Origin of the sequence: Polaromonas sp. A23, from assembly GCF_002001015.1 — a bacterium.
In the GTDB taxonomy this organism is placed as follows: domain Bacteria; phylum Pseudomonadota; class Gammaproteobacteria; order Burkholderiales; family Burkholderiaceae_C; genus Polaromonas.
This window is the reverse complement of the sequence record NZ_MUNO01000026.1, coordinates 388,632-409,742: the sequence shown is the minus strand read 5'-3', so window position 1 is coordinate 409,742 and position 21,111 is coordinate 388,632. Positions and strand designations below refer to the sequence as shown.

At 63.3% G+C, this 21,111-nt stretch carries 18 protein-coding genes and 1 other RNA gene; 16 read left to right on the top strand and 3 right to left on the bottom strand.

The genetic code is table 11. From position 1 onward, the window contains the following. Positions 1-109 precede the first annotated feature (109 nt). The gene (trxA, locus tag B0B52_RS15450) at positions 110-442 is read right to left on the bottom strand and encodes a thioredoxin TrxA (protein ID WP_077594529.1); all 333 of its coding nucleotides are present in this window, start codon (positions 440-442) and stop codon (positions 110-112) included. Between the two features lie 210 nt (positions 443-652). On the opposite strand from trxA, the gene B0B52_RS15445 reads away from it, so the two are divergent. The 7 genes from B0B52_RS15445 (at position 653) to B0B52_RS15415 (ending at position 11,880) form a co-directional block, all read left to right on the top strand. Then, positions 653-3,217, top strand: coding sequence for a PD-(D/E)XK nuclease family protein (locus tag B0B52_RS15445; RefSeq protein WP_077594556.1), 2,565 nt, complete (start codon positions 653-655; stop codon positions 3,215-3,217). A 127-nt stretch (positions 3,218-3,344) separates the two neighbouring features. Further along, a complete protein-coding gene (locus B0B52_RS15440) occupies positions 3,345-6,629 on the top strand; it encodes an exodeoxyribonuclease V subunit beta (protein ID WP_077594528.1) in 3,285 nt (1,094 codons plus the stop codon). 188 nt (positions 6,630-6,817) lie between these two features. Then, positions 6,818-8,194 (top strand): TIGR03862 family flavoprotein, encoded by a 1,377-nt coding sequence (locus B0B52_RS15435; RefSeq protein ID WP_256387527.1) that lies wholly within the window; start codon positions 6,818-6,820, stop codon positions 8,192-8,194. Positions 8,195-8,427: 233 nt separating this feature from the next. Further along, positions 8,428-10,578, top strand: coding sequence for an ATP-binding protein (locus tag B0B52_RS15430; protein WP_217349806.1), 2,151 nt, complete (start codon positions 8,428-8,430; stop codon positions 10,576-10,578). Then, positions 10,575-11,036, top strand: a complete 462-nt coding sequence (locus B0B52_RS15425) for a response regulator (RefSeq protein WP_077594525.1) — start codon at positions 10,575-10,577, stop codon at positions 11,034-11,036. Before B0B52_RS15430 ends, B0B52_RS15425 begins: the two co-directional genes overlap by 4 nt. Positions 11,037-11,080: 44 nt before the next feature. Then, the gene (locus B0B52_RS15420) at positions 11,081-11,362 is read left to right on the top strand and encodes a hypothetical protein (protein WP_077594524.1); all 282 of its coding nucleotides are present in this window, start codon (positions 11,081-11,083) and stop codon (positions 11,360-11,362) included. Between the two features lie 29 nt (positions 11,363-11,391). Next, positions 11,392-11,880, top strand: a complete 489-nt coding sequence (locus B0B52_RS15415; RefSeq protein WP_139351960.1) for a low molecular weight protein-tyrosine-phosphatase — start codon at positions 11,392-11,394, stop codon at positions 11,878-11,880. Positions 11,881-11,915: 35 nt separating this feature from the next. Here B0B52_RS15415 and ffs read toward each other — a convergent pair. Beyond that, positions 11,916-12,012, bottom strand: an RNA gene (gene ffs, locus B0B52_RS15410) — signal recognition particle sRNA small type. Between the two features lie 350 nt (positions 12,013-12,362). Between ffs and dnaX the strand changes: the two genes are divergently transcribed. From dnaX to B0B52_RS15365, 9 genes are all read left to right on the top strand, one after another. Next, positions 12,363-14,237 (top strand): DNA polymerase III subunit gamma/tau, encoded by a 1,875-nt coding sequence (gene dnaX / locus B0B52_RS15405; RefSeq protein ID WP_077594522.1) that lies wholly within the window; start codon positions 12,363-12,365, stop codon positions 14,235-14,237. Between the two features lie 28 nt (positions 14,238-14,265). Continuing rightward, positions 14,266-14,598, top strand: coding sequence for a YbaB/EbfC family nucleoid-associated protein (locus tag B0B52_RS15400; protein WP_077594521.1), 333 nt, complete (start codon positions 14,266-14,268; stop codon positions 14,596-14,598). Between the two features lie 159 nt (positions 14,599-14,757). Next, positions 14,758-15,384 (top strand): recombination mediator RecR, encoded by a 627-nt coding sequence (recR, locus tag B0B52_RS15395; protein ID WP_077594520.1) that lies wholly within the window; start codon positions 14,758-14,760, stop codon positions 15,382-15,384. A gap of 88 nt (positions 15,385-15,472) precedes the next feature. Then, complete coding sequence (locus B0B52_RS15390) at positions 15,473-15,886, top strand: MAPEG family protein (RefSeq protein ID WP_077594519.1); 414 nt, start codon at positions 15,473-15,475, stop codon at positions 15,884-15,886. A 167-nt stretch (positions 15,887-16,053) separates the two neighbouring features. Then, positions 16,054-17,100 carry an ABC transporter substrate-binding protein gene (locus B0B52_RS15385; RefSeq protein ID WP_077594518.1) on the top strand — a complete coding sequence of 349 codons (1,047 nt, stop codon included), beginning with the start codon at positions 16,054-16,056 and terminating at the stop codon, positions 17,098-17,100. A gap of 176 nt (positions 17,101-17,276) precedes the next feature. Further along, positions 17,277-18,116: an ABC transporter ATP-binding protein gene (locus B0B52_RS15380; protein WP_077594517.1), complete on the top strand. Its 840-nt coding sequence runs from the start codon at positions 17,277-17,279 to the stop codon at positions 18,114-18,116. A 221-nt stretch (positions 18,117-18,337) separates the two neighbouring features. Continuing rightward, positions 18,338-19,177 carry an ABC transporter permease gene (locus tag B0B52_RS15375; protein ID WP_077594555.1) on the top strand — a complete coding sequence of 280 codons (840 nt, stop codon included), beginning with the start codon at positions 18,338-18,340 and terminating at the stop codon, positions 19,175-19,177. Then, complete coding sequence (locus B0B52_RS15370; protein ID WP_077594516.1) at positions 19,177-19,866, top strand: glutathione S-transferase family protein; 690 nt, start codon at positions 19,177-19,179, stop codon at positions 19,864-19,866. The genes B0B52_RS15375 and B0B52_RS15370 overlap by 1 nt, the downstream gene beginning before the upstream one ends. A gap of 144 nt (positions 19,867-20,010) precedes the next feature. Continuing rightward, a complete protein-coding gene (locus tag B0B52_RS15365) occupies positions 20,011-20,163 on the top strand; it encodes a DUF3096 domain-containing protein (protein ID WP_077594515.1) in 153 nt (50 codons plus the stop codon). Positions 20,164-20,168: 5 nt separating this feature from the next. Here B0B52_RS15365 and B0B52_RS15360 read toward each other — a convergent pair whose 3' ends face one another. Continuing rightward, complete coding sequence (locus B0B52_RS15360) at positions 20,169-21,026, bottom strand: restriction endonuclease (RefSeq protein WP_077594514.1); 858 nt, start codon at positions 21,024-21,026, stop codon at positions 20,169-20,171. Positions 21,027-21,111 lie beyond the last annotated feature (85 nt).

Sequence of the window (21,111 nt, the reverse complement as noted above, 5' to 3'; positions counted from 1 at the left end):
ATCTTGGGGCCGGGAAGGGGGCGGGCGCGGTGCCCGCCGATCCGGTTCATGCCGCGCAGGTCGTCAGAACTTTACGGGGTCCGTGTTCGGCAGCTGCGGGCAAAGCCAATCAGGCCAGTTGCTGGTCGATAAATGCGGTCAGTTGTGCCTTGCTCATGGCACCAACCTTGGTGGCGGCGAGCTGACCGTCTTTGAACAGCATCAGCGTCGGGATGCCGCGAATGCCGAATTTGGCCGGAATGTCGCGGTTTTCGTCGACGTTCATTTTGGCGATCTGCAGGCGGCCGTCGTAGCCGGTGGCCACTTCGTCCAGAATCGGGGCAATCATCTTGCACGGACCGCACCACTCGGCCCAGTAGTCCACCAGCACGGGTTTGGAGGCTTGCAGCACGTCGGCTTCGAAGGTGGCATCAGTGGTATGTTTGATCAATTCGCTCGCCATGGCGGCTCCTTTGTCTGGTTAGGATAGTTACGATACGGTACGGCTGAAGTTGCAGTCATTGTGGCAGAAAGCAAGTGGCCGGGTCGGGCGCACGGAGGCTATGGCTCCGATAGCGATTGTTCAAACTGCAGCTCCAGGCCACTGATGGCCTGTTTCATTCACGGCTCTTTTGCCTATTTTTTCCTGCGGCTTCCTTCCCCAAATCCCTGTATGCCACTCGCCCCGACCGCTGACGCCGCATTGCCTACGCCTGATGCGCTGTGCTGGCAGCAGGCCATCGCGCAACTGGCAGCAGTGGTGCAGGCGCGGGGCGTTCACCCCTCAGAGGCGGTGGTGTTGCTGCCCTATGCCCAACTGATCCAGCAGGCGCGCCGTGCCTGGGCTGCGCAGGCGGGCGAGACTTTTTTTGTTCCCCGCTTTGAAACCACCATGAACTGGGCCAGCGGCCTGGGCGGCACCTTGGGCCTGCATGTGCCTTCGGGCGATGATTTGCGCATGGATGTGGCGGTCGACATGCTGACGGCCGCATCGCTACTGGGCCGCGCGGGCCTGGGCGCCCAGCAGGATGCTCTGGCCGGCCGGCTGGTCGAAGCGGCCTGGAGTCTGGGTGGCGTTGCCGCTGCCGTCGTGCCGGCCGGGCGCCGGGCCTGGAGCGAGCGGCTGGCGCTGACACTGGGGGCTGGCCTGGAATCGCCGGTGCTGGCACTCGAGGCTGCCGTGGGGCGCATTGCACTGGCCTGGGCGGCGGCTTCTTCCTATCCCACAGACCGCCTTTTCCAGGCGGAACCGCAGCTGTTCGCCGTGCTGGAAGGCTTCCAGGCAGACCCGCTTACCGAAGCCCTCAAGGCGCATTTCGGCGACCGGGCGGTTTCCATTCCGCTGTGCGTCTCGCTCGAGGAGCCCTCGGCAGCACCCGCGCTGCATATTGCCGAGGACGCTGAAGACGAAGCCGGCCGCGCAGCTGCCTGCGTGCTGGCGCATCTGGCGCAGGGCCGCAGCCCGGTTGCGTTGATTGCGCAGGACCGGCAGCTCACGCGCCGTGTCGGCGCCATGCTGGCCGAGCGCGGCATCGCCATGCGCGATGAAACCGGCTGGAAGCTGTCCACCACCCGCGCCGCCGCCAGCCTGATGAGTCTGCTGCGCGCCATGCCCTGGGATGCATCGACGGACGCCGTGCTGGACTGGCTGAAAAACGCATCGGCGTTTGACGCCGCTTTGGTCACCGCTGCCGAAACCGAACTGCGCAAGACCGGCGTGCGCGCCTGGCGCGATCTGCCGGACTTTGCAGAAAAAGCCATCTTGCCGCCCGCCTTTGCAGCAACGGGACCATTGGCGCGCGAGGTGAACGCCTTGCGCAGCCCTTTCGCCCGGGCCCGCCCGCTGGCGATGTGGCTGCGCGACCTGCGGAGCTTGCTGCAATCCGCTGGGCGGTGGGATGAACTGGCGCAGGACGAAGCCGGGCAGACGGTGCTGGACGTGCTGCGCCTGCATGAAGGCGCCGAGACCGAATTCGAGGCATCGCCGGTGATGCGGCTGCATGACTTCACGCAGTGGGTCAACCAGGCGCTGGAGGGAGGCAAGTTTTCCCCGGTGCATCCGCCGGCAGAACAGGTGGTCATCCTGCCGCTGCCGCAGCTGCTGGGCCGGCCCATGCAGGCCGTGGTGCTGCCCGGCTGCGATGAAATCCGCCTGCCGGTGTCACCGGAACCTGCCGGCCCCTGGACGCCCGCCCAGCGCGAGCTGCTGGGCCTGCCATCGCGGGAAGTGCTGGCCGCAGCCCAACGCCAGGCTTGGCACTATGCCCTGCACATGCCGCATCTCGATGTGCTCTGGCGCACCAGCGAGTCGGGCGAACACCTGATCCCCAGCGGCTTTGTGCAGGAGCTGCTGCTGGACCAGGACGAGGATGCCGCGCGGCGTATGGCCACCGATCCCCGCAGTCTGCGTGCCGTGACCACCCAGCCCACGTCCCATCCCTTTCCGACCGGCGAGGCTTTGCCCGTCACCCGCCTTTCGGCCAGCGCCTATGAAGATCTGCGGCGCTGCCCCTACCGCTTTTTTGCGTTGCGCCAGCTCCGGTTGCAGGAGTCCGAAGAACTCGAAAGCGAGCTGGGCAAGCGCGACTTCGGCAATTGGCTGCACAGCCTGTTGCGGCATTTTCATGAAGCGCTCAAGGCGGCGCCAACGCCCGATGTATCCGCGCGGGTGGCGCTGCTCAATACAGCGGCTGAACGCGCCACACAGGAGCTGGCGCTCAGCGACAGCGAGTTTTTGCCCTTTGCCGCGGCCTGGCCCGGCGTGCGCGAGGGCTACCTGAAATGGCTGGCCGAGCATGAAGTCACGGGCGCGGTGTTTGAAGAGGCCGAAGTATGGCGCGAAGTGCCCATCGGCACGCTCACACTGCTGGGCCAACTGGACCGCGTGGACCGCCAGCCCGATGGGCACGCCCTGGTGATCGACTACAAGACCGAGCCGCGCACGACCACGAGCGAGCGCATCAAGAACGGCCAGGAAGACACGCAACTCGCGTTTTATGCGGCCCTGATGAGCGATGACACGCTGGCGGCGGCCTACGTCAACCTCGGCGAAAAAGAACCCACCAAAACCTATGAGCAGCCGGACATCGTCGGCCTGCGCGACGAGCTCATCGACAGCATCCTGACCGACATGGCGCGCATAGCACGCGGTGCGGCGCTGCCGGCGCTGGGCGAGGGCAAGGCCTGCGATTACTGCGCCGCCCGCGGCCTCTGTCGCAAAGACTTTTGGAGTGAATGATGCCCCCACGGTCGCTCACTGCGTGTAGCTTCCTGCCCCCCGGGGGGGCCGCTGCGCCTGCGGCCTGGCAAAGCCGGTTCCGCGGCCCCTGCTGGTATGGGATACCTGAGCCCGTTGGGGTCGGACTATGAAAATTCCCCACGCAGCCGCCTACGAATGCAACGGCGAGCCGGTCTCGGCCGAGACCTTCTACGCGATTGCCTGCGACCCGCGCCGCAGTGTGGCGGTGGAAGCCTGCGCCGGCGCCGGCAAGACCTGGATGCTGGTGTCGCGCATCGTCCGGGCCTTGCTTGACGGGGCCACGGCCGCACCCGGGCAGCAGGTGCTGCCGCACGAGATCCTGGCCATCACCTTCACAAAAAAAGCCGCTGGCGAAATGCGCGAGCGGCTGGACGAATGGCTCAAGGCCTTTGCCCACGCCGACGATGAGACCCTGCAGCGCGAACTGGAAATGCGTGGCGTCAGCGTCGATTTCTCAAGCCAAAAAGGGCTGAAGTCCGCACAGGCCGTGCGCGAGCAGCTATCAAATTTATACCGCTCCATCCTGTCCAGCGGCCGCTCGGTGCAGATTCGCACCTTCCATAGCTGGTTTGCAGCCTTGCTGCGCAGCGCGCCGGTGGCGGTGCTGCAGCGCCTGGAGCTACCGGTGAACTACGAGCTGCTGGAAGACGACGCACCGGCGCGTGCGCTGGTGTGGCGGCGGTTTTACGCGGCGGTTTCGGCTGACGCGTCACTCAAGGCCGACTTCGAAGCCGTGGTGTTGGCGTACGGGCGTTTCCAGGCCGACAAGGCCTTGCAGGCCGCGCTCGACAAACGCACCGAGTTCACGCTGGCCGACGAAAAGGGCGTGATCGACACCTCGGTGCAGGCCTTCAGCGCACAGTTCACCGAATTTGGCGGCCTTGACGAACCCGAAGAGCTGCTCAGCACCAACCGTTTTCATCGGCAAACCTTGCGGGACGCCGCCATCGCGCTGGGCCGCGCGAGCGCGCCGACTTTTTCGGCCAAGGGTGTGGAGCTGGAGCAGGCGCTGACGGCCGGCGACTTCCCCGCGGCCATCGCAGCCCTGCTGACCGAGAAGGGCACGCCACGCAAGTTCGGCGAAAAAATCGTCGGCATCGAACAGGTGCGCATTGCGCAAGACCTGGTACTGCGTGTGGTGGCGGCCCGCCAGCAGCACGATGCCTGGCTTTACCAGCAGCGCATGGCGCGCCTGACGCGCGTGCTGATCGCCCAGTTCACCGCCTTGAAGCATGACCGTGGCTGGGTTGACATGAACGATGTCGAACGCGCCGCGCTGCTGATGCTGGCCGACCCTGTGCTGTCGGGCTGGGTGCAGGAGCGGCTGGATGCGCGCATCCGGCACCTGATGATCGACGAGTTCCAGGACACCAACCCGCTGCAGTGGCAGGCGCTGTATGCCTGGCTCATTGGCTACTCGGGTGCGGGCAGCGCACCCAGCGTGTTCCTGGTGGGCGACCCCAAACAAAGCATTTACCGCTTTCGCCGCGCCGAGCCGCAGGTGTTTCGCGCCGCGCAGGCTTTTGTGGTGCATGGCCTGGGCGGCGATTTGCTCAGTTGCGACCACACCCGGCGCAACGCCGAAGCTGTGATCGACACCGTCAACTCGGTGATGGCCACGGCGCGTGAAACCGACGGCTACGACGGCTTTCGTGAACACACCACGGCCTCTAGCCTGGCTGGGGCGGTGGGCCGGCTGCCGCCCATTGCACGCAACAAGGATGAAGAGGAAACTTCGCCGCTGGCCGCTGGCTGGCGCGACAGCCTGACCACGCCGCGCGAACTGCCCGAGGAAACCCTGCGCACGCGCGAGGCCCGCCAGGCCGCCGCATGGATCTCCGAACAGGTTGCCGCCGGACTGCGCCCCCAGGACGTGATGGTCCTCTCGCGCAAGCGCGCCGGCTTGCTGCCGCTGCAGGACGAGTTGCGCGCGCTGCACATTCCCGCGCAGGTGGGCGAAAAAACCGAGCTGATCGACTGCTGCGAAGTGCTGGATGTGGTGGCGCTGCTCGACGTGCTGGTGTCGCCGCAGCATGACCTGTCGCTGGCACGCGCACTGCGCTCGCCGCTGTTCGGGCTGGCCGACGATTGCCTGGTGCAACTGGCCCTGCTGCAGCGCGAGCACCACCAGCCGTGGTACAGCCTGCTACAAAAAGAGGAGCTGCTTGCGACCGTCCTGAAAGGGCTGGGGCCTGTTTTGGCCAAATGGAGGGGCTGGCTGGACCGCTTGCCGCCGCACGATGCGCTGCAGGGCATTTACGACGACGGCGACGTGCTGGCGCGTTTTGGTGCTGCCGCCCCCGCGGCGCAGCGCAGCGCGGTGCTGGCCAACCTGCGCGCGCTGCTCGGTGTGTCGCTGGCGCTGGACGGCGGGCGTTACGCCACGCCCTATGGTTTTGTGCGCGCCCTCAAGGCCGGCGGCACCCAGGCGCCGGCTGCGGTCAGCAGCGAGGCGGTCCGGCTGCTGACCATCCATGGCGCCAAGGGCCTTGAAGCCGAGGCGGTGCTGCTGCTGGACACCGACACCGTGGAACGCAATGCCGACAGCATGGGTGTGCTGGTTGACTGGCCCGGCGAGGCGACCGAGCCGCGCAAGTTCGTCTTCCTGGTCAGCGAAAGCCGCCCGCCCGCCTGCGCTGCCGACACTCTGGCCAGCGAGCTGGCTGCCCGCAAGCGCGAGGAGCTCAACGCCCTGTATGTGGCGCTGACGCGCGCCCGCCATACGCTGGTCGTCTCGTCGATAGAGCCGCACCGCGTGACCACCGAGAGCTGGTGGCAGCGCCTGCAGGCACTGGTGGGCGAGCTGCCTGTGCCGGTGGCCGACGGATCCGCCGCGGCGCGGCCGGACCTGGCGGACGCCGGTGTGTTTTACCTGCCTGAGCTACCGGCCTTGCCCGAAGCCCTGATGCCTGTCGCGCTTGCGGTGGAGCAGATGGACGAAGACTCCCTCAAGGCGCGTATCGGCAAGGCCATGCACCGTTTGCTGGAGTGGGGCGGTGCGCTGTCAGACCCGCAGATCAAGGCCGCGGCGCGCGAGTTCCGCCTGAGCCCAGCAAAGGGTAAAGAGGCGGCCGATTTGGCGCGACGCATTTTGCTGGGCGAGGGCGCCTGGGCCTGGAATCCGGGATCGGTCGCCTGGCAGGGCAACGAGGTTGACCTGGTCTATGCCGGCCAGGCGCTGCGGCTGGATCGCCTGGTGCAGCGCAAGGACGCCGGCCATGAAGGCCACTGGTGGGTGCTCGATTACAAATCGGCCGTGGCGCCGGAGCTGCAACCCGCGTTGGTGGCGCAACTGCAGGCCTACCGCGCGGCGGTGCAGCTGATTTACCCCGGCGCGCCGGTGAAGGCGGCTTTCCTGACGGGGCGGGGAACTGTGGTCGAGCTGCAATAATCGGGGTATCGGCAGATTGGCCTGAAGCGGTAGCTTCCCATGGCTTCAGGTCTTTTTGCACTGCAGCCCTTGATGGCTGTGCGCTTGCAGCTATTAAAAACAGAGCAGATCGGCTGCGGCCGCCAAATCCGCTTCCTCCCGCTTCCTGTTTCATCCCCCATTGCCATCACGTGCAGACGGACACTTCCTTGAACGATTCAACCTCTCCCGCTCCCGCATTGCGTATTGCCGTCATAGGCGGCGGCCCCGCCGGCCTGATGGCCGCCGAGGTCCTGGCCGCTGCCGGCGCGGCCGTGAAGGTCGAGGTGTATGACGCCATGCCTTCGGTTGGCCGCAAGTTTTTGTTGGCCGGCAAGGGTGGGCTGAACCTCACGCATTCCGAGGCGGCCGGGCCATTCCTCAGTCGCTACGGCGAGCGCAGCGAGCAACTGCAGCCACTGTTGGCTGCCTTCGGCCCCGACGAATTGCGTGCCTGGGCCCACGGCTTGGGAGTGGAAACTTTTGTAGGCAGCTCGGGCCGCGTGTTTCCCAAAGACATGAAAGCCGCACCGCTGCTGCGCGCCTGGCTGCACCGTCTTCGTGTGGCCGGCGTGCAGTTTTCCATGCGGCACCGCTGGCTGGGCTGGGCGGATGACGGCGTGCTGAAGTTCTCAACGCCCGCCGGCGAGGTGCTGGCACAAGCCGACGCGGTGGTGCTTGCCTTGGGTGGCGGGAGCTGGGCCCGGTTGGGCTCTGACGGCGTGTGGGTTCCCTTGCTGGCTGAACGTGGCGTGGCGGTGGCGCCGCTACAGCCTTCCAACTGCGGCTTTGATGTTGCGGCACGGCCGGACAGCCCGGCGCAGCTTGAAGAGGCGGCTGCAGATACGGGTGAGACCCGCCGCGAATTCCTGCAGGAACTTATCGGCAAAAGCCCACAGTCGCGCATCGGCTGGACCGAACACTTTTCCAGCCGTTTTGCTGGCCAGCCTTTCAAATCCGTCGCCATCAGCTTCACCGATTCACATGGCCGCAGCTTCAGTCGCAAGGGTGAGTTTGTTGCCACGGTGTCCGGCGTCGAAGGCAGCCTCATTTACGCTGCGTCCAGTTTGCTGCGCGAAGAGATTGCGCTGAACGGCAGTGCTACTTTTCTGCTGGACCTGCTGCCTGATAAGTCTCCCGAGCGGGTGTTGGTTGAGGTTCGCCACCCGCGCGGTTCGCGGTCGCTTTCGAGCCATCTCAAAAGCCGGCTAGGTCTGGAAGGCATCAAGGCTGCCATGTTGCACGAGTTGCTGGGCAAGGATGCGATCAATGACCCGGTGCAACTGGCCCGCGCGATCAAGGCCCTGCCGGTCAGGGTGGTGGCCGCCCGCCCCATCGACGAGGCGATCAGCAGCGCCGGCGGCGTGCGCTTCGACGCGATGGACGGTCACTTGCACCTCCAGACGCTGCAAGGCGTGCCGCAGCCGGTCTTTTGCGCCGGTGAGATGCTCGACTGGGAGGCGCCGACTGGCGGCTACCTGTTGACCGCCTGCTTTGCCAGCGGTCGGCAGGCCGGGCTAGGTGTTCTGAAGTATTTCGGTATTTAGCCCATACGTTGCGACAATAGTTTGCTACATAGTTTGTAGCATCTTCGGGGTGATCTGAAAAACTGCATTTGCAACTGCGGAGCCTGTCGCAGGCGCTCGCCGTGTTGCACGGTCTTATTTCCCTTGCTGTGATGGTTAGCCCGACCTATATTGGTACAAAGTGTGCAAGGCCCTGCCTGGTCAAGACTTGCCTCGTCCTCGCGCACCTCCACACCAAGAAGACAGGTAAAGGTTTGTTGAAAGCAAAACGCGTTACCTCCATACGCTCCAGCCTGGCCTGGCTGGTTGCAGTTTGCCTGCTGCCGGCCATCGTGATGGCCGCCGTGCTCTTGACATACGACTATCAGCGTCAGCGCGCTGAATTGGTACGCGACACCCTGGCCCACGCCCGCGCCATGATGTACCTGGTTGACCGGGAGTTTGCCGGCGCAGAAATGTCACTGCGGACGCTTTCAACATCGCCCTCGCTGGCCGGTCGGGATTTTGCAGCTTTCCAGTCCCAGTCGATGGATGTACTGCGCAAGCACTATGCCAACAATATCGTGCTGATCGATGCCACCGGGCAGCAGCTCATCAATACCGCGCGGCCCTATGGGCAGGCCTTGCCCAAGGCCAACAACATGGCCCAGCTCGAACGTGTCTTGAAGTCGGGACGCCCGGACGTGTCAGACCTGTTTATCGGGCCGGTCCTCAAAAGACCGCTGATCAATGTAGCGGTGCCGGTGTACAGCGGCAGCGTGGTCACCCACTCGTTGGTGGCCGTGGTTTTGCCTGAGCACCTGCAAAAGATGCTGGAGGGCTACCGTTTTCCGGAGGAGAGAATCGCCATCATCGTCGACCGGTCCGGTGCCATTGTGGCCCGCAACAGGGATGCCGAGCGGCATATCGGCGAGAGAGTCAGCGCCCAGCTCACCCAGCGCATGGGCGAGACGGAGGAAGGGCTTCTGGAGTCGGTTTCGCGTGACGGCATTCCCGTCTTGACCGTGTTTGCCCGCTCGGCAGCAACGGGCTGGGGGGTGGTCGTAGGGATTCCGATCGCCGTTCTTACAGCGGATTTGTGGCGGTCCCTGTCCCTGTTGGTTGGCTTGGCCGCGCTGTTGCTGACGAGCAGCGTTGGCCTGGCATGGTTCATGGGTGGGCGTGTGGTCCGGCCGGTGCGCGCGTTGCGGTCCGTGGCGCTGGAGATCGGGTACGGCAAGGCTGTTGCGGTGCCGGAGCTCGGCATCCGCGAAGTCGATGAGGTCGGCCGGGCGCTGGCTCAGGCTTCGTCGAGGTTGGCTGCGGCGAATGAGGCGCTGATCGACAGCGAGGCACGCATGCGTGGCATTGTGGAGTCAGCAACCGACGCCATCGTCATCCTGGATGACAGCGGAAACATCGTACTGTTCAATTTCGCCGCGGTGACCATGTTTGGCTGTTCGCGTGAGCAGGCCATTGGCACGCCCTTCAACCGATTCATTCCGGAACGCCTGCGCGCTGACTTCGCCGCCCAGCTTCTGACGCAGAGGGAAGAAAGCCATCCGGAGCAGGGGGGTGCCTCTGCGGAAGTGGCCCTTGCCATGCGCAGCAATGGCGAGGAGTTCCAGGTCGAAATATCGTTCCCGCAGGTTCTCGCCGGAACCAGTGAAGTGCGCACCCTCATCCTGCGGGACATCACGGCGCGCGTACGCATACAGAAGGCCCTTGAGCGCAGCAATCTGGATTTGCAGCAGTTTGCCTTTGTGGCCTCGCATGACCTGAAAACACCGCTGCGCTCTATCGGTGGTTTTGTGCAGATTCTGGAAAGAAACCATGCAGCCAGCCTTGACGACAAGGCCCTTGCGCTGATTCGCCGCACGTCGGACGCGGTTCGCCGGCTTGAACAGCTGACGGATGATCTGCTGTCCTATGCGCGTGTGAGCTCCCATCCGAAGCCCTTCATTTTGGTGCAGGTCCGCGAAGTGGTCAATGACGTGATGCAATTGCTGGGCGCCGCCATCGACGACAGCGGCTCAGTGGTGACCGTGGGCGACATGCCGGAGGTACTGGGCGACCGCACGCAACTGGTCCAGTTGCTTCTTAACCTGATCGGCAACGGCATCAAGTACTGCCAGGGTCGTACGCCGGTAGTGCGCGTGTCGGCGCACAGGGCCGAGCGTGAATGGGTGTTTTGTGTGGCTGACAACGGCATAGGCATTGATGCCCGGCATCATGAAAAGGTATTTGAAGTTTTCAAGCGCCTTCATACCCAGCAGGAGTACCCGGGCACGGGTATCGGCCTGGCTGTTTGCCGCCGTGTTGTAGAGCACCATGGCGGCAGGATCTGGGTAGAATCGGCGCCGGACGAGGGAAGCACGTTCAGCTTCACCATCCCGGACACCTCTGCAGAAAGCAGCTCGCCATGAAAATCAGTCCCCTTGCCGAAAGCCGGATTGCCGAGATTTTGCTGGTTGAGGACAATGCTGACGATGTTTTCCTGACGCGGGAGGCCTTCGACGCTGCGGGGCTGCGCGTCAATCTTCACCATGTGGACAACGGTGAAAAATGCATGCAGTTCCTGTCCCGCAAAGGTCCTTATGCGGATGTCCCAACCCCCGACCTGATCCTGCTTGACATGCACATGCCGGTGATGGACGGCTACGAAGTGCTGACGGAAATCGTCAAGGACGAAAAACTTCGCCACTTGCCGGTCGTGGTGCTGACTACTTCTTACGAAGCGGCGGATATCCAGAAAATGTATGACTTGCGTTGCAATTCCTACATCACCAAGCCGGTCGATTTTGACAACTTCGTCAAGGTGATCGCGCAGTTGGCCGGTTACTGGTTAACCGTTGTCGTCACGCCAGACAATGGCCGCCGCTGAACTCTGGTGCAGCTTTTGCCTTCGGCATTAATGAAAGAATTTTTGTGATCGTTCGTTTCTACATTGACCCTGTTGGGGATGACGGGTATGAGTACCGTGTTACCTACGAGGGGCAAGAGCTTTTTGGCGATGCAGGTCTCGGCAGCATCGAAGAATGCATTGTGGCCGCCACAGAAGGATTGGGAGCGGATGCGATTGCCGCAGAAGTGGCCTACAAGGGCATTGTCAGCGGCACGTATGCACTGGCTTCACTGGCGCTGGTTTCAGCGCAGATCGCACAGCATGCACTGCAGACGACCGAGGCAATTGAAGAAGCAGCCCGATAGCCGCGCTACCGTATGACTGTGCTCTTCTTGTGAAGTCATATTCCATCCTCTTTGTTTGTATGGGCAATATTTGCCGCAGCCCGACGGCCCACGGTGTATTCCGGCAAAAAGTCATGGATCGCGGCCTGGCTCACCAAGTGCAGGTCGATTCAGCCGGTACCCACAACTACCATCCCGGCAACCCGCCGGACGAACGTTCCCAGGCCCACGCATCCAGACGAGGTTATGACCTCTCAGGCCTGAGGGCCCGGCAGATTTCAGACAAGGATTTCGAGCGCCACGACTTGATTCTGGCCATGGACTGGGACAACCTGGCCTTGATCCAGGACGAATGCCCCGCTGTGCATCTTCATAAAGCGCGCAGGCTCACGGAGTTTTGCTTAAGGCATGACAGTCCGGTTGTGCCCGATCCCTACTATGGAGGCAAGGACGGCTTTGAGCATGTGCTGGACCTTGTGGAGGATGCCTGCGAGGGGCTGCTTCGGCATGTTGAACGCCAGTTGAAGCTGGCGTATTGACAGGCAGCGGCTGCGTGCGCTGAAAATTTGAATAAGGTGACGAGCCTTGACCCCGGCACTGGCTCCACAGTTAGGGCTGCTTGGTTCCCCATCTGACCCGGTTGGCCGCTTTACCATGCGGGAAGGCCCGTCGCTTTGTATTGTAAGGGCAGGGGTCCAGACTTAAAGGTGCCCGGCCAGAAAAACCCATGGGGCCCTCTGCCTGACTCCCACCGTGCGCGGCGGGGCTTTTGCGGGATGAGCCGTGAGGCGCAAAACCCAAGGCAAGGCTGGCCGCCTTGCCTGGTTTTGTAACGAAACGGATCGCCCGCAAAACCACGCCCCTCCGGGTTCGGACCAAAACGGGCGCTTTCCTCACCAAACCCCTTGCGTGTGCTTCAGCACACGCTGCACGGTGTTGGCGAGCAAATCATCCCGTTGTGGATCCGAACGCGCATGGCGGGAGTCAGGCAGAGGGTCCCCGGCGCTTTAGAATCCAGAGCATGTCCTATCTCGTGCTTGCCCGCAAATACCGCCCCCGGAATTTTTCTGAAATGGTCGGGCAGTCGCATGTGGTGCAGGCCCTGAGCAATGCGCTGGGTACACAGCGCCTGCACCATGCCTACCTGTTCACGGGCACGCGCGGCGTCGGCAAGACCACCATCTCGCGCATCCTGGCCAAATCGCTCAACTGCCTGGGCACGGACGGGCAGGGCGGCATCACCGCCACGCCATGCGGTGTGTGCCAGGCCTGTACCGACATCGACAGCGGCCGGTTTGTCGATTACACCGAGCTCGACGCGGCATCGAACCGCGGCGTTGACGAAATTGCGCAGTTGCTCGAACAAGCGGTTTACAAGCCGGTGGTGGGCCGCTTCAAGGTCTTCATGATCGACGAGGTCCACATGCTCACGAACACGGCGTTTAACGCCATGCTCAAGACGCTGGAGGAGCCACCCGAGTACCTGAAGTTTGTGCTGGCCACGACCGACCCGCAGAAGGTGCCGGCCACCGTGCTGTCGCGCTGCCTGCAGTTCAACCTGCGCCCCATGGCGCCCGAAACCATTCTGGAGCATCTGGGCCAGGTGCTGCAGACCGAAAACGTCGCGTCCGAGCCGCAGGCCCTGCGCCTGCTGGCACGCGCCGCGCGCGGCTCCATGCGCGATGCGCTGTCGCTCACCGACCAGGCGATTGCTTTTGGTTCCGGCCAGTTGCAGGAAGCCAGCGTGCGCCAGATGCTGGGCAGCGTGGACCGCAGCTATGTGTTCCAGCTGCTGGATGCGCTGGCGCGCGGTGACGGTAAAAGTGTGGTCGAGACCTCCGAGGTCTTGCGCCTCAATGGCCTGAGCGCGGCGTCCACGCTGGAAGAAATGGCCACCGTGCTGCAGCGCATGGCGGTGCTGCAGGCTGTGCCCGGCATAGGCGCAGGAGACGATGACTCCGACCCGGAGATCGCCGCCACGGCACGGCTGGCGCAAACCATGCCGGCCGACGAAACCCAGCTGCTTTACAGCCTGTGCCTGCACGGCCGCGCCGAGCTTGGCCTGGCGCCCGACGACTACGCGGCGCTGACCATGGTGCTGCTGCGCCTGCTTGCATTCAAGCCCTCCGGCGCAACAACGGCGACTGCTGCTGCGGGAGGCGCCGTCGAGCTTCCAAAAAAGCCGCAACCTGACAGAGCCCCGGTGGCCGTAGCAGCGGCCCGTCCCGCAGCGGCACCCGCGGTGCCTGTGCCGCCGGCACCGGCCACCCGCCCAATTGTTGAACAAAATCGGCCTCCAGCCCTTGCTGGCCGGGCGCCACCAGCTCCTGATTTTGTAGCGAAAATGGAAGCGTCCATGCCCCCGCCCTGGGAAGATGCGTTCCCGTCAGTTGCTCCCGCACCGGCTTCTGCTCCGGCAGAGCCAGCTGTCGCAGTTCCTGCGCCGCTGGCAGTGCCCGTTCCGGCGGCAGGCATCAGCCCGCTGGGCGATGCCTGGACGGCGCTGGTCAACCGCATGGTTGCCGCCGAGATGATAGGCGCGCTGGCGCGTGAGCTGGCGCTGCAGTCCGAGCTGCGCTCGCAGGCAGATGGGGTCTGGATGCTGCGCGTGGAGCGCGAATCGCTGAACCAGCCTGCCGCGCGCGAAAAACTCCAGCTGGCCCTGCAAGCAGCGTTGCAGGACAGCGGACAGGCGCCCAGGCTCGCTGTGGAGCTCGGGCCCGTCGGCGACTCGCCGGCCCGGCGCAATACCGCCGCTGCGCAGGAGCGCCAGCGCCAGGCAGAGGAAACCATCCACAACGACCCGTTTGTGCAGGACATGGTGCGCGAATGGGGCGCCAAAATCGTGCCCGGCAGCATCAAGCCGCTGGCACCTGCAGCAGGCAAACCGATATGATCAACAGCAATTTCTAAAGGAAAAAGTCATGTTCAACAAAGGACAACTCGCCGGCCTGATGAAGCAGGCGCAGGCCATGCAGGACAACCTGAAAAAAGCCCAGGATGAACTCGCTTTCATTGAAGTCACGGCGGAGTCGGGCAACGGTCTGGTCAAGGTCACGATGACCTGCAAGCACGACGTCAAACGCGTCGAGATCGACCCCAGCCTGCTGGGCGACGACAAGGACATGCTCGAAGACCTGGTGGCGGCGGCTTTCAACGCGGCTGTGCGCAAGGCCGAAGACCTGAGCCAGGAAAAGATGGGCAAGCTCACAGCCGGTATGCCCGGCCTGCCCGGCGGCATGAAGCTGCCCTTCTGATGGCGGCTACTGCGCGGGCTCATGGCGGCCATACGCGGTTCAGGGGTCCCGTTCAGGCCATCCTCATGCACCTCAAGTGCATTCCGGTGACCTGACACCCGCGCCTTGCCCTGAACCCGCTCGCTACGCCGCTGATGCTGCCCATTCTTTTCACCGTCCATGGCTGATTCCAATGCTCTCGAAGGCCTGACCCAGGCGCTGCGGCGTCTGCCGGGCGTGGGCGCCAAGTCGGCGGCGCGCATGGCTTTTCATCTGCTGCAACACGACAAGCCCGGCGCCCTGCAGATCGCGCGGGCGCTGGAGCACGCGGTGCACAGCGTCAAACACTGTGCGCTTTGCAACACGCTGACCGAGCTCGACATCTGCAGCACCTGCGCCAATCCCGCGCGCGACCGCAGCAAGCTGTGTGTGGTGGAAACCCCGGCCGACCAGGCAGCGCTGGAACGCACGCTGGCGTACCGCGGGCTTTACTTTGTGTTGATGGGCAAGCTCAGTCCGCTTGACGGTATCGGCCCGCACGACATCGGCCTGCAAAAACTGTTTGACCGCGTGTTGCCAAAGGACGCGCAAGGCGAGCCGATGGCCGGGCAAGAGCGCGACGTGCAGGAAGTGATCCTCGCCACCAACTTCACCGCCGAGGGAGAGGCTACCGCGCATGTGATTGCTCAAGCACTCAAGAGCCGCGGTGTACAGGTCACGCGCCTGGCGCGAGGCGTTCCCGTGGGCAGCGAGCTTGAATACGTGGACCTCGGCACCATTGCCCATGCGCTGGTTGACCGGCGCTAGGGCAGCCAAACTGATTCCGATTGCTACTATTTAGATAGCTGAACCGTGACCACCCATAACGACTGAAAGCCAGAAAGGCACTTTGACAATGACCTATGCACGATTCACTGTGGCCTACTGGTGCCTGCTTGTTGCGGCGCTTTTGCCTTTTGCCTGTGCGGCGCTGGCCAAGTGGGGAATGTGGCAGGTGTCCCCGCGCCAGGGCGGCTACGACAACAACAATCCGCGGGCCTGGCTCGCGCGGCAGACAGACTGGCGGGCGCGTGCCAACAGCGCGCAGGCCAACACTTTTGAAGCACTGCCATTTTTCTTTGCGGCCGTCATCATTGCGCACCTGCTTCAGGCTTCGCAGGTGCGGCTTGATGTTTTTGCGTTCGTATTTGTGGTCCTGCGCATCGCCTACATCATGATGTACGTGGCGGACATGGCCAAGAGTCGAAGCGCCATCTGGTTCCTGGCATTGCTGGTCAATATCGGCATTCTTTTTCTGGGTTATCGGTAACGTCTGGTAACCAAGGACTCTTTGCCTAACACCCGCCTTGCGCGGCGCGAGTTAGGCAGAGAGTCCCCGTTCCGTACAAACCCGCACGGGATGATACCGATGCGTGGTTTCTCCCTGTTGGCTATTCTCTTTGTGAACACATAAAAAATCGCAGAGAGGCTTCCAGCATGAACCACAGCACCATCAATCGCAGAACATTCGCCAGTGCCGCAGCACTTGGTGCGGCCACTCTGGCTTTCCCCGCTTTGCGCGCGCAAGGCAAGCTCGAAAAAACGAAGATTGCCCTGGCTGTTGGTGGCAAGGCTGCCTTTTACTATCTGCCGTTGACCATTACCGAACAGCTGGGTTACTTCAAGGCTGAGGGTCTTGAAGTCGAGATCAGTGACTTCGCAGGCGGTGCGCGTGCGCTGCAGGCGGTGGTGGGCGGCTCGGCCGATGTGGTGTCGGGTGCTTACGAACACACCATCAACCTGCAGTCGAAAAACCAGATGTTCCAGGCCTTTGTGCTGCAGGGCAGGGCACCGCAGATTGCTTTTGGTGTGTCCACCAAAAACATGCCCAACTACAAAACGGTGGCTGATCTGCGCGGGAAGAAAATTGGCGTTTCGGCACCGGGATCTTCGACCAACATGATGGCCAACCTGGTGCTGTCGCGCGCCGGGCTCAAGCCCGGGGACGTGAGCTTCATCGGTGTCGGCACGTCGGCCGGTGCGCTGGCGGCCTTGCGTTCGGGCCAGATCGATGCCATGAGCAACACCGATCCGGTGATGACCATGCTGGAACAAAAAGGCGAGGTGAAAATCATCTCGGACACGCGCACGCTCAAAGGCACGGTCGATGTGTTCGGCGGACCCATGCCGGCGGCCTGCCTGTATGCACCGACTGATTTCATCCAGAAAAATCCCAACACCTGCCAGGCGCTGGCCAATGCCATCGTGCATGGCCTGAAGTGGCTGCAAACCGCCGGCCCGGGCGACATCATCAAGACCGTGCCCGAGAACTACCTGCTCGGTGACCGCGGCCTGTACCTGGCGTCGTTCAACAAGGTGCGCGACGCCATTGCGCTGGACGGGCTTATTCCGGACGAAGGGGCCAGGACGGCACTCAAGGCCCTGGCCAGTTTTGACCCCAGCATCAAGGCCGACAAGATTGATCTGGGCAAGACCTATACCAACGAGTTTGCGCGGCGGGCAAAGGATAAATTCAAAGCCTAGAAATAGGCCCCTACGCTTGTCGCTTCGCGTACTGCGCTGCCCCCCGAGGGGGCCGCTGCGCCTGCGGCCCGGCTAAGCCGGTTCCGCGGCCCCGGCTGGTATGGAACTTCCACAGCCACTTCGCTTGTCGCTTGCCTCTGTCTAAGCAGTCCGGTTCGCGGCGACAATATTCACCCATGACAGACACAGCCGAAAATCACGCCAGCAATTACGCGCTTGAGCTGCTTGACATCAGCTGCACCTTTCGCTCGCCGGGTGACGCGGGGCCGGGTTACACCGCCGTTGGTGAAACCACATTGCGCATCCGAGCGGGTGAGTTTGTCTCTGTCGTCGGGCCGACGGGCTGCGGCAAGTCCACGCTGCTCAATATCGGCGCCGGCTTGCTGCCCCCGACCTCGGGCACCGTGAAGGTGTTTGGAAAACCCCTGGAAGGCATCAACACCCGCGCCGGCTACATGTTCCAGACGGAGGCACTGATGCCCTGGCGGAATACGATCGACAACGTCATGGTTGGCCTGCAATACCGCGGCGTGCCCGATGCCGAGGCGCGCGTCCAGGCGCAGGCCTGGCTGGACCGGGTTGGCCTCCGTGGTTTTGGCGACCGTTACCCGCACCAGTTGTCCGGTGGCATGCGCAAGCGCACGGCGCTCGCGCAGGTGCTGGCGCTGGACCCCGACATCATCCTGATGGACGAGCCTTTTTCGGCCCTCGACATCCAGACTCGCCAGCTCATGGAAAACGAAGTGCTGGACCTCTGGGCTGCCAAAAAGAAGGCAGTCCTGTTCATCACGCACGATCTTGACGAAGCCATCGCCATGAGCGACCGCGTGGTGGTGCTGTCGGCCGGGCCGGCCACCTTCCCGATGGGCGAGTTCGACATCGACCTGCCGCGCCCGCGCAATGTGGCAGAAGTCAGGACGCAGCCGCGCTTCATCGAGCTGCACACCCAGATCTGGGATGTGCTGCGCGACGAGGTGCTCAAGGGTTACGCTCAGCAACTCCGCAAGGCCGCCTGATATGTGCCCCTACGGTCGCTCACTGCGTGTAGCTCCCGAGGCCTTGCAGGCCGCCGCTCGCCAGAGGCTTCGCTTCTGTCGCCTGTCCAAAGCTGCTCAAGCAGCTTTGGAGCCGCAGGCTCCAGCCCCTCGGTGGCCGCTGCGCCTGCGGGCCGGCAAAGCCGGTTCCGCGGCCCCGGCTGGTATTGAGAGTCCCCTCGCTCGCCGTGCAGGAGTCTGATGTGTGGCACTACCTCAAACCCTCTGACCGAAACCTGCGCGTCTGGCAAATTGGCATGCTGGTCGTTTTTCTGACCGTGTGGCAGCTCGCTTCGCGCGACCAGCAACTGGCATTTTTCCTTGGTGAACCGGTCAAGGTGGCGGGGCGTGTGTGGTCCTGGTTCATGCCTTTCGGTTTCGGACCCAGCCTGCTGTTCCCCGATGGGCTGCCGGGCAATGCCGACATCTACCTGCACCTGGGTACAACGCTGCTCGAAACGGTGCTGGCCTTCGGCATAGGCACGGTGCTGGGCCTGGCCTGCGGTCTGTGGCTGGCGCTGGCCCCCATGGCCAGCGCAATCATGGACCCCTACATCAAGGCCGCCAACTCGATGCCGCGCGTGATCCTGGCGCCCATCTTTGCCATGTGGTTCGGCCTGGGCATCTGGAGCAAGGTGGCACTGGCGGTCACACTGGTGTTTTTCATTGTGTTTTTCAATGTCTACCAGGGGGTCAAGGAGGTCAGCCCGGTGGTGCTGGCGAACGCGAGGATGCTGGGTGCGAATCAACGGCAACTGCTGCGCACGGTGTATTTGCCGAGCGCGACCAGCTGGGTTTTTTCCAGCCTGCATACCTCGGTGGGCCTGGCTTTTGTAGGTGCCGTGGTGGGTGAATACCTGGGCTCGGCGCGTGGGGTGGGTTACCTGATCTTGCAGGCCGAAGGCACGTTTGATGTCAACACTGTGTTTGCCGGCATTGTGGTACTGACGGCGTTTGCGCTGGTGCTCGACGGTATTGTCGGCCGCATCGAGCGCCGGCTCATGAAGTGGCAGCCGCGCACCGGAGAAACGGAGAAGCTGTGATGGAAGGTCATCCACCCCTGATTCTTTATTCCGGGCCGCTGAGCATGTTTGGCGCCAAGGTTCAGATTGCCGCGCTTGAAAAAGGAATCGATTTCGAGCTGGTGATGGTGCCCTTCGAAATGAAGCGCCTGTACCAGCCCAGACATCCTGAAGTGGCACGCATCAATCCCAAGCAGCAGGTGCCGGTGCTGGTCCACGGCGAGCTGGAGATTTTCGACTCGACGCAGATCTTTGAATACCTTGAAGAGTTGCAGCCTGAACTGCCGCTGTGGCCGTCAGGCAGGGCGGCCAAAGCCCGGGCACGGCTGCTTGAGCATCAGTCGGACGAGGTGTATTTCCCGCCCATCATCCGGCTGATGAGCCTGCAGGACCAGCCGCAGGACCCGGTGGCCATCGCCGCGCGCGAGGCCTCGATGAGCTACTACCGGAAGATGGACGCCTTGCTGGCCGAGCGCGACTACCTCGCCGGCCCGTTCTCGTTTGCAGACATCGCCTTTTACATGGCGCAGCTTTTCGGCGAGCGCATGGGCGCCGCCATGGATGAGGGCACGCCGCGCCTGCTCGCCTGGCGCGAGCGGATTTCCCAAAGACCGGCGGTGCGGCAGGTGGCCGGGGCCATGGCGGCCTACCTGTTGTCGCAGAACCGGCCACTGCCGGCCTTCCTGGCAGCCTTGTTGCCAACCCGCTGAGGGCGCCTGCAGGCGGGCCAAGCCTGAGGGGGCCTGTTTGTTTCGTCCTACATACACGCTGGCAGCCGCTCGTTACATTGGGATCTGCATGCTCGCAACACCCAAGGTGCCGGCGGCATCCTCTTTCATCACCGCAAGGAACCCATGAACCTTCACCTTACCATCGGCCCTGTTGTTTCCCTGATCGCCGGCATCCTGATCCTGATCATGCCGCGCCTGCTTAACTTCATCGTTGCCATTTACCTGATCGTCATCGGCTTGCTCGGATTGTTTGGTACGGGCGCGCTAGAGCTCTAGAACGCTCAGGCTTTTTCCTGTACCCGCGCGAGCAGCGCCTGTTGCTGGGCTGGCGTGCGCCGCGTGATCAGGTCCAGCACGGCGTTGCGGTCCAGCAGGTTGATGCCTTTGAGCTTGGCGAACTTGCGCACGCTTTCGGTACAGCTGGACAAAGTGGCACAGGTCCCCCGCGTGAGATGGTGCGCGCTCATCAATTCAAGCAGCGGCTGCAGTTCGCGCGGACCTACCGATTGCCCCGGCCACTGTCTGCACAGCACCACCGCGACGGGGCTGCCCTTGCCCTGCTGCGCATGGCGTGAATACAACCAGATGGTGGCGCCACCCGCGGCGCCATGCGACTGGCTGCGGGTTTCAAACCCGCCCTGGCCCAGCAGGGCCTCGCACAGTGCGTCAAATTGCTGCGGCGACATGTGGTCAAACATCGCGGATGTCCAGATCACCGTGGCCGGTGGGCTGGCAGGTGCCGCGACTCGCGCTGGGGCTGTTCTGGGCTCAGCCCTTTCGGCTGAAGCGGATGGCCGGGCACCGGCCGCCAGGACAGGAGTGGCCCGGGCGGGGGGCTGTGCCGGTGTGTACGCATCGTTGACGGGCAGGCTACCGTAACCTGCAGCGCCGTGCGCCGGCTTGCGCCAGGCGGGTTCGAGGGCCAAGTTGTCGGCAGACATTTCGGCCTTCAGTCTGCCGACGAAATAGCTACCCGCCAAAACCAGGCCGAACAGCAACATCACCGCGCCCACGGGACGCAGCGCAGGTTCCATGATCGGCAGCAGCAAGATGATTCCCAGCCCCATGGCGACCAGCCCCAGCACATAGAGATACCTGCCGCCGCGTTGGGCTGGGTTGTGAGGTGTGCGGGCGGCCATGGCGGATGCACTCAACTATGCCATTGAGTCGATAGCTAACAACGCTTGGCGAATGCGGGCCAGGGGACGATTTTCCTTGAAATCA

Bases quoted from the DNA above. Each gene is read 5' to 3' on its own strand.
- trxA (WP_077594529.1), bottom strand. From the start codon at position 442: ATGGCGAGCGAATTGATCAAACATACCACTGATGCCACCTTCGAAGCC.
- B0B52_RS15445 (WP_077594556.1), top strand. From the start codon at position 653: ATGCCACTCGCCCCGACCGCTGACGCCGCATTGCCTACGCCTGATGCG.
- B0B52_RS15440 (WP_077594528.1), top strand. From the start codon at position 3,345: ATGAAAATTCCCCACGCAGCCGCCTACGAATGCAACGGCGAGCCGGTC.
- B0B52_RS15425 (WP_077594525.1), top strand. From the start codon at position 10,575: ATGAAAATCAGTCCCCTTGCCGAAAGCCGGATTGCCGAGATTTTGCTG.
- dnaX (WP_077594522.1), top strand. From the start codon at position 12,363: ATGTCCTATCTCGTGCTTGCCCGCAAATACCGCCCCCGGAATTTTTCT.
- B0B52_RS15400 (WP_077594521.1), top strand. From the start codon at position 14,266: ATGTTCAACAAAGGACAACTCGCCGGCCTGATGAAGCAGGCGCAGGCC.
- recR (WP_077594520.1), top strand. From the start codon at position 14,758: ATGGCTGATTCCAATGCTCTCGAAGGCCTGACCCAGGCGCTGCGGCGT.
- B0B52_RS15390 (WP_077594519.1), top strand. From the start codon at position 15,473: ATGACCTATGCACGATTCACTGTGGCCTACTGGTGCCTGCTTGTTGCG.
- B0B52_RS15385 (WP_077594518.1), top strand. From the start codon at position 16,054: ATGAACCACAGCACCATCAATCGCAGAACATTCGCCAGTGCCGCAGCA.
- B0B52_RS15380 (WP_077594517.1), top strand. From the start codon at position 17,277: ATGACAGACACAGCCGAAAATCACGCCAGCAATTACGCGCTTGAGCTG.
- B0B52_RS15370 (WP_077594516.1), top strand. From the start codon at position 19,177: ATGGAAGGTCATCCACCCCTGATTCTTTATTCCGGGCCGCTGAGCATG.
- B0B52_RS15365 (WP_077594515.1), top strand. From the start codon at position 20,011: ATGAACCTTCACCTTACCATCGGCCCTGTTGTTTCCCTGATCGCCGGC.
- B0B52_RS15360 (WP_077594514.1), bottom strand. From the start codon at position 21,026: ATGGCCGCCCGCACACCTCACAACCCAGCCCAACGCGGCGGCAGGTAT.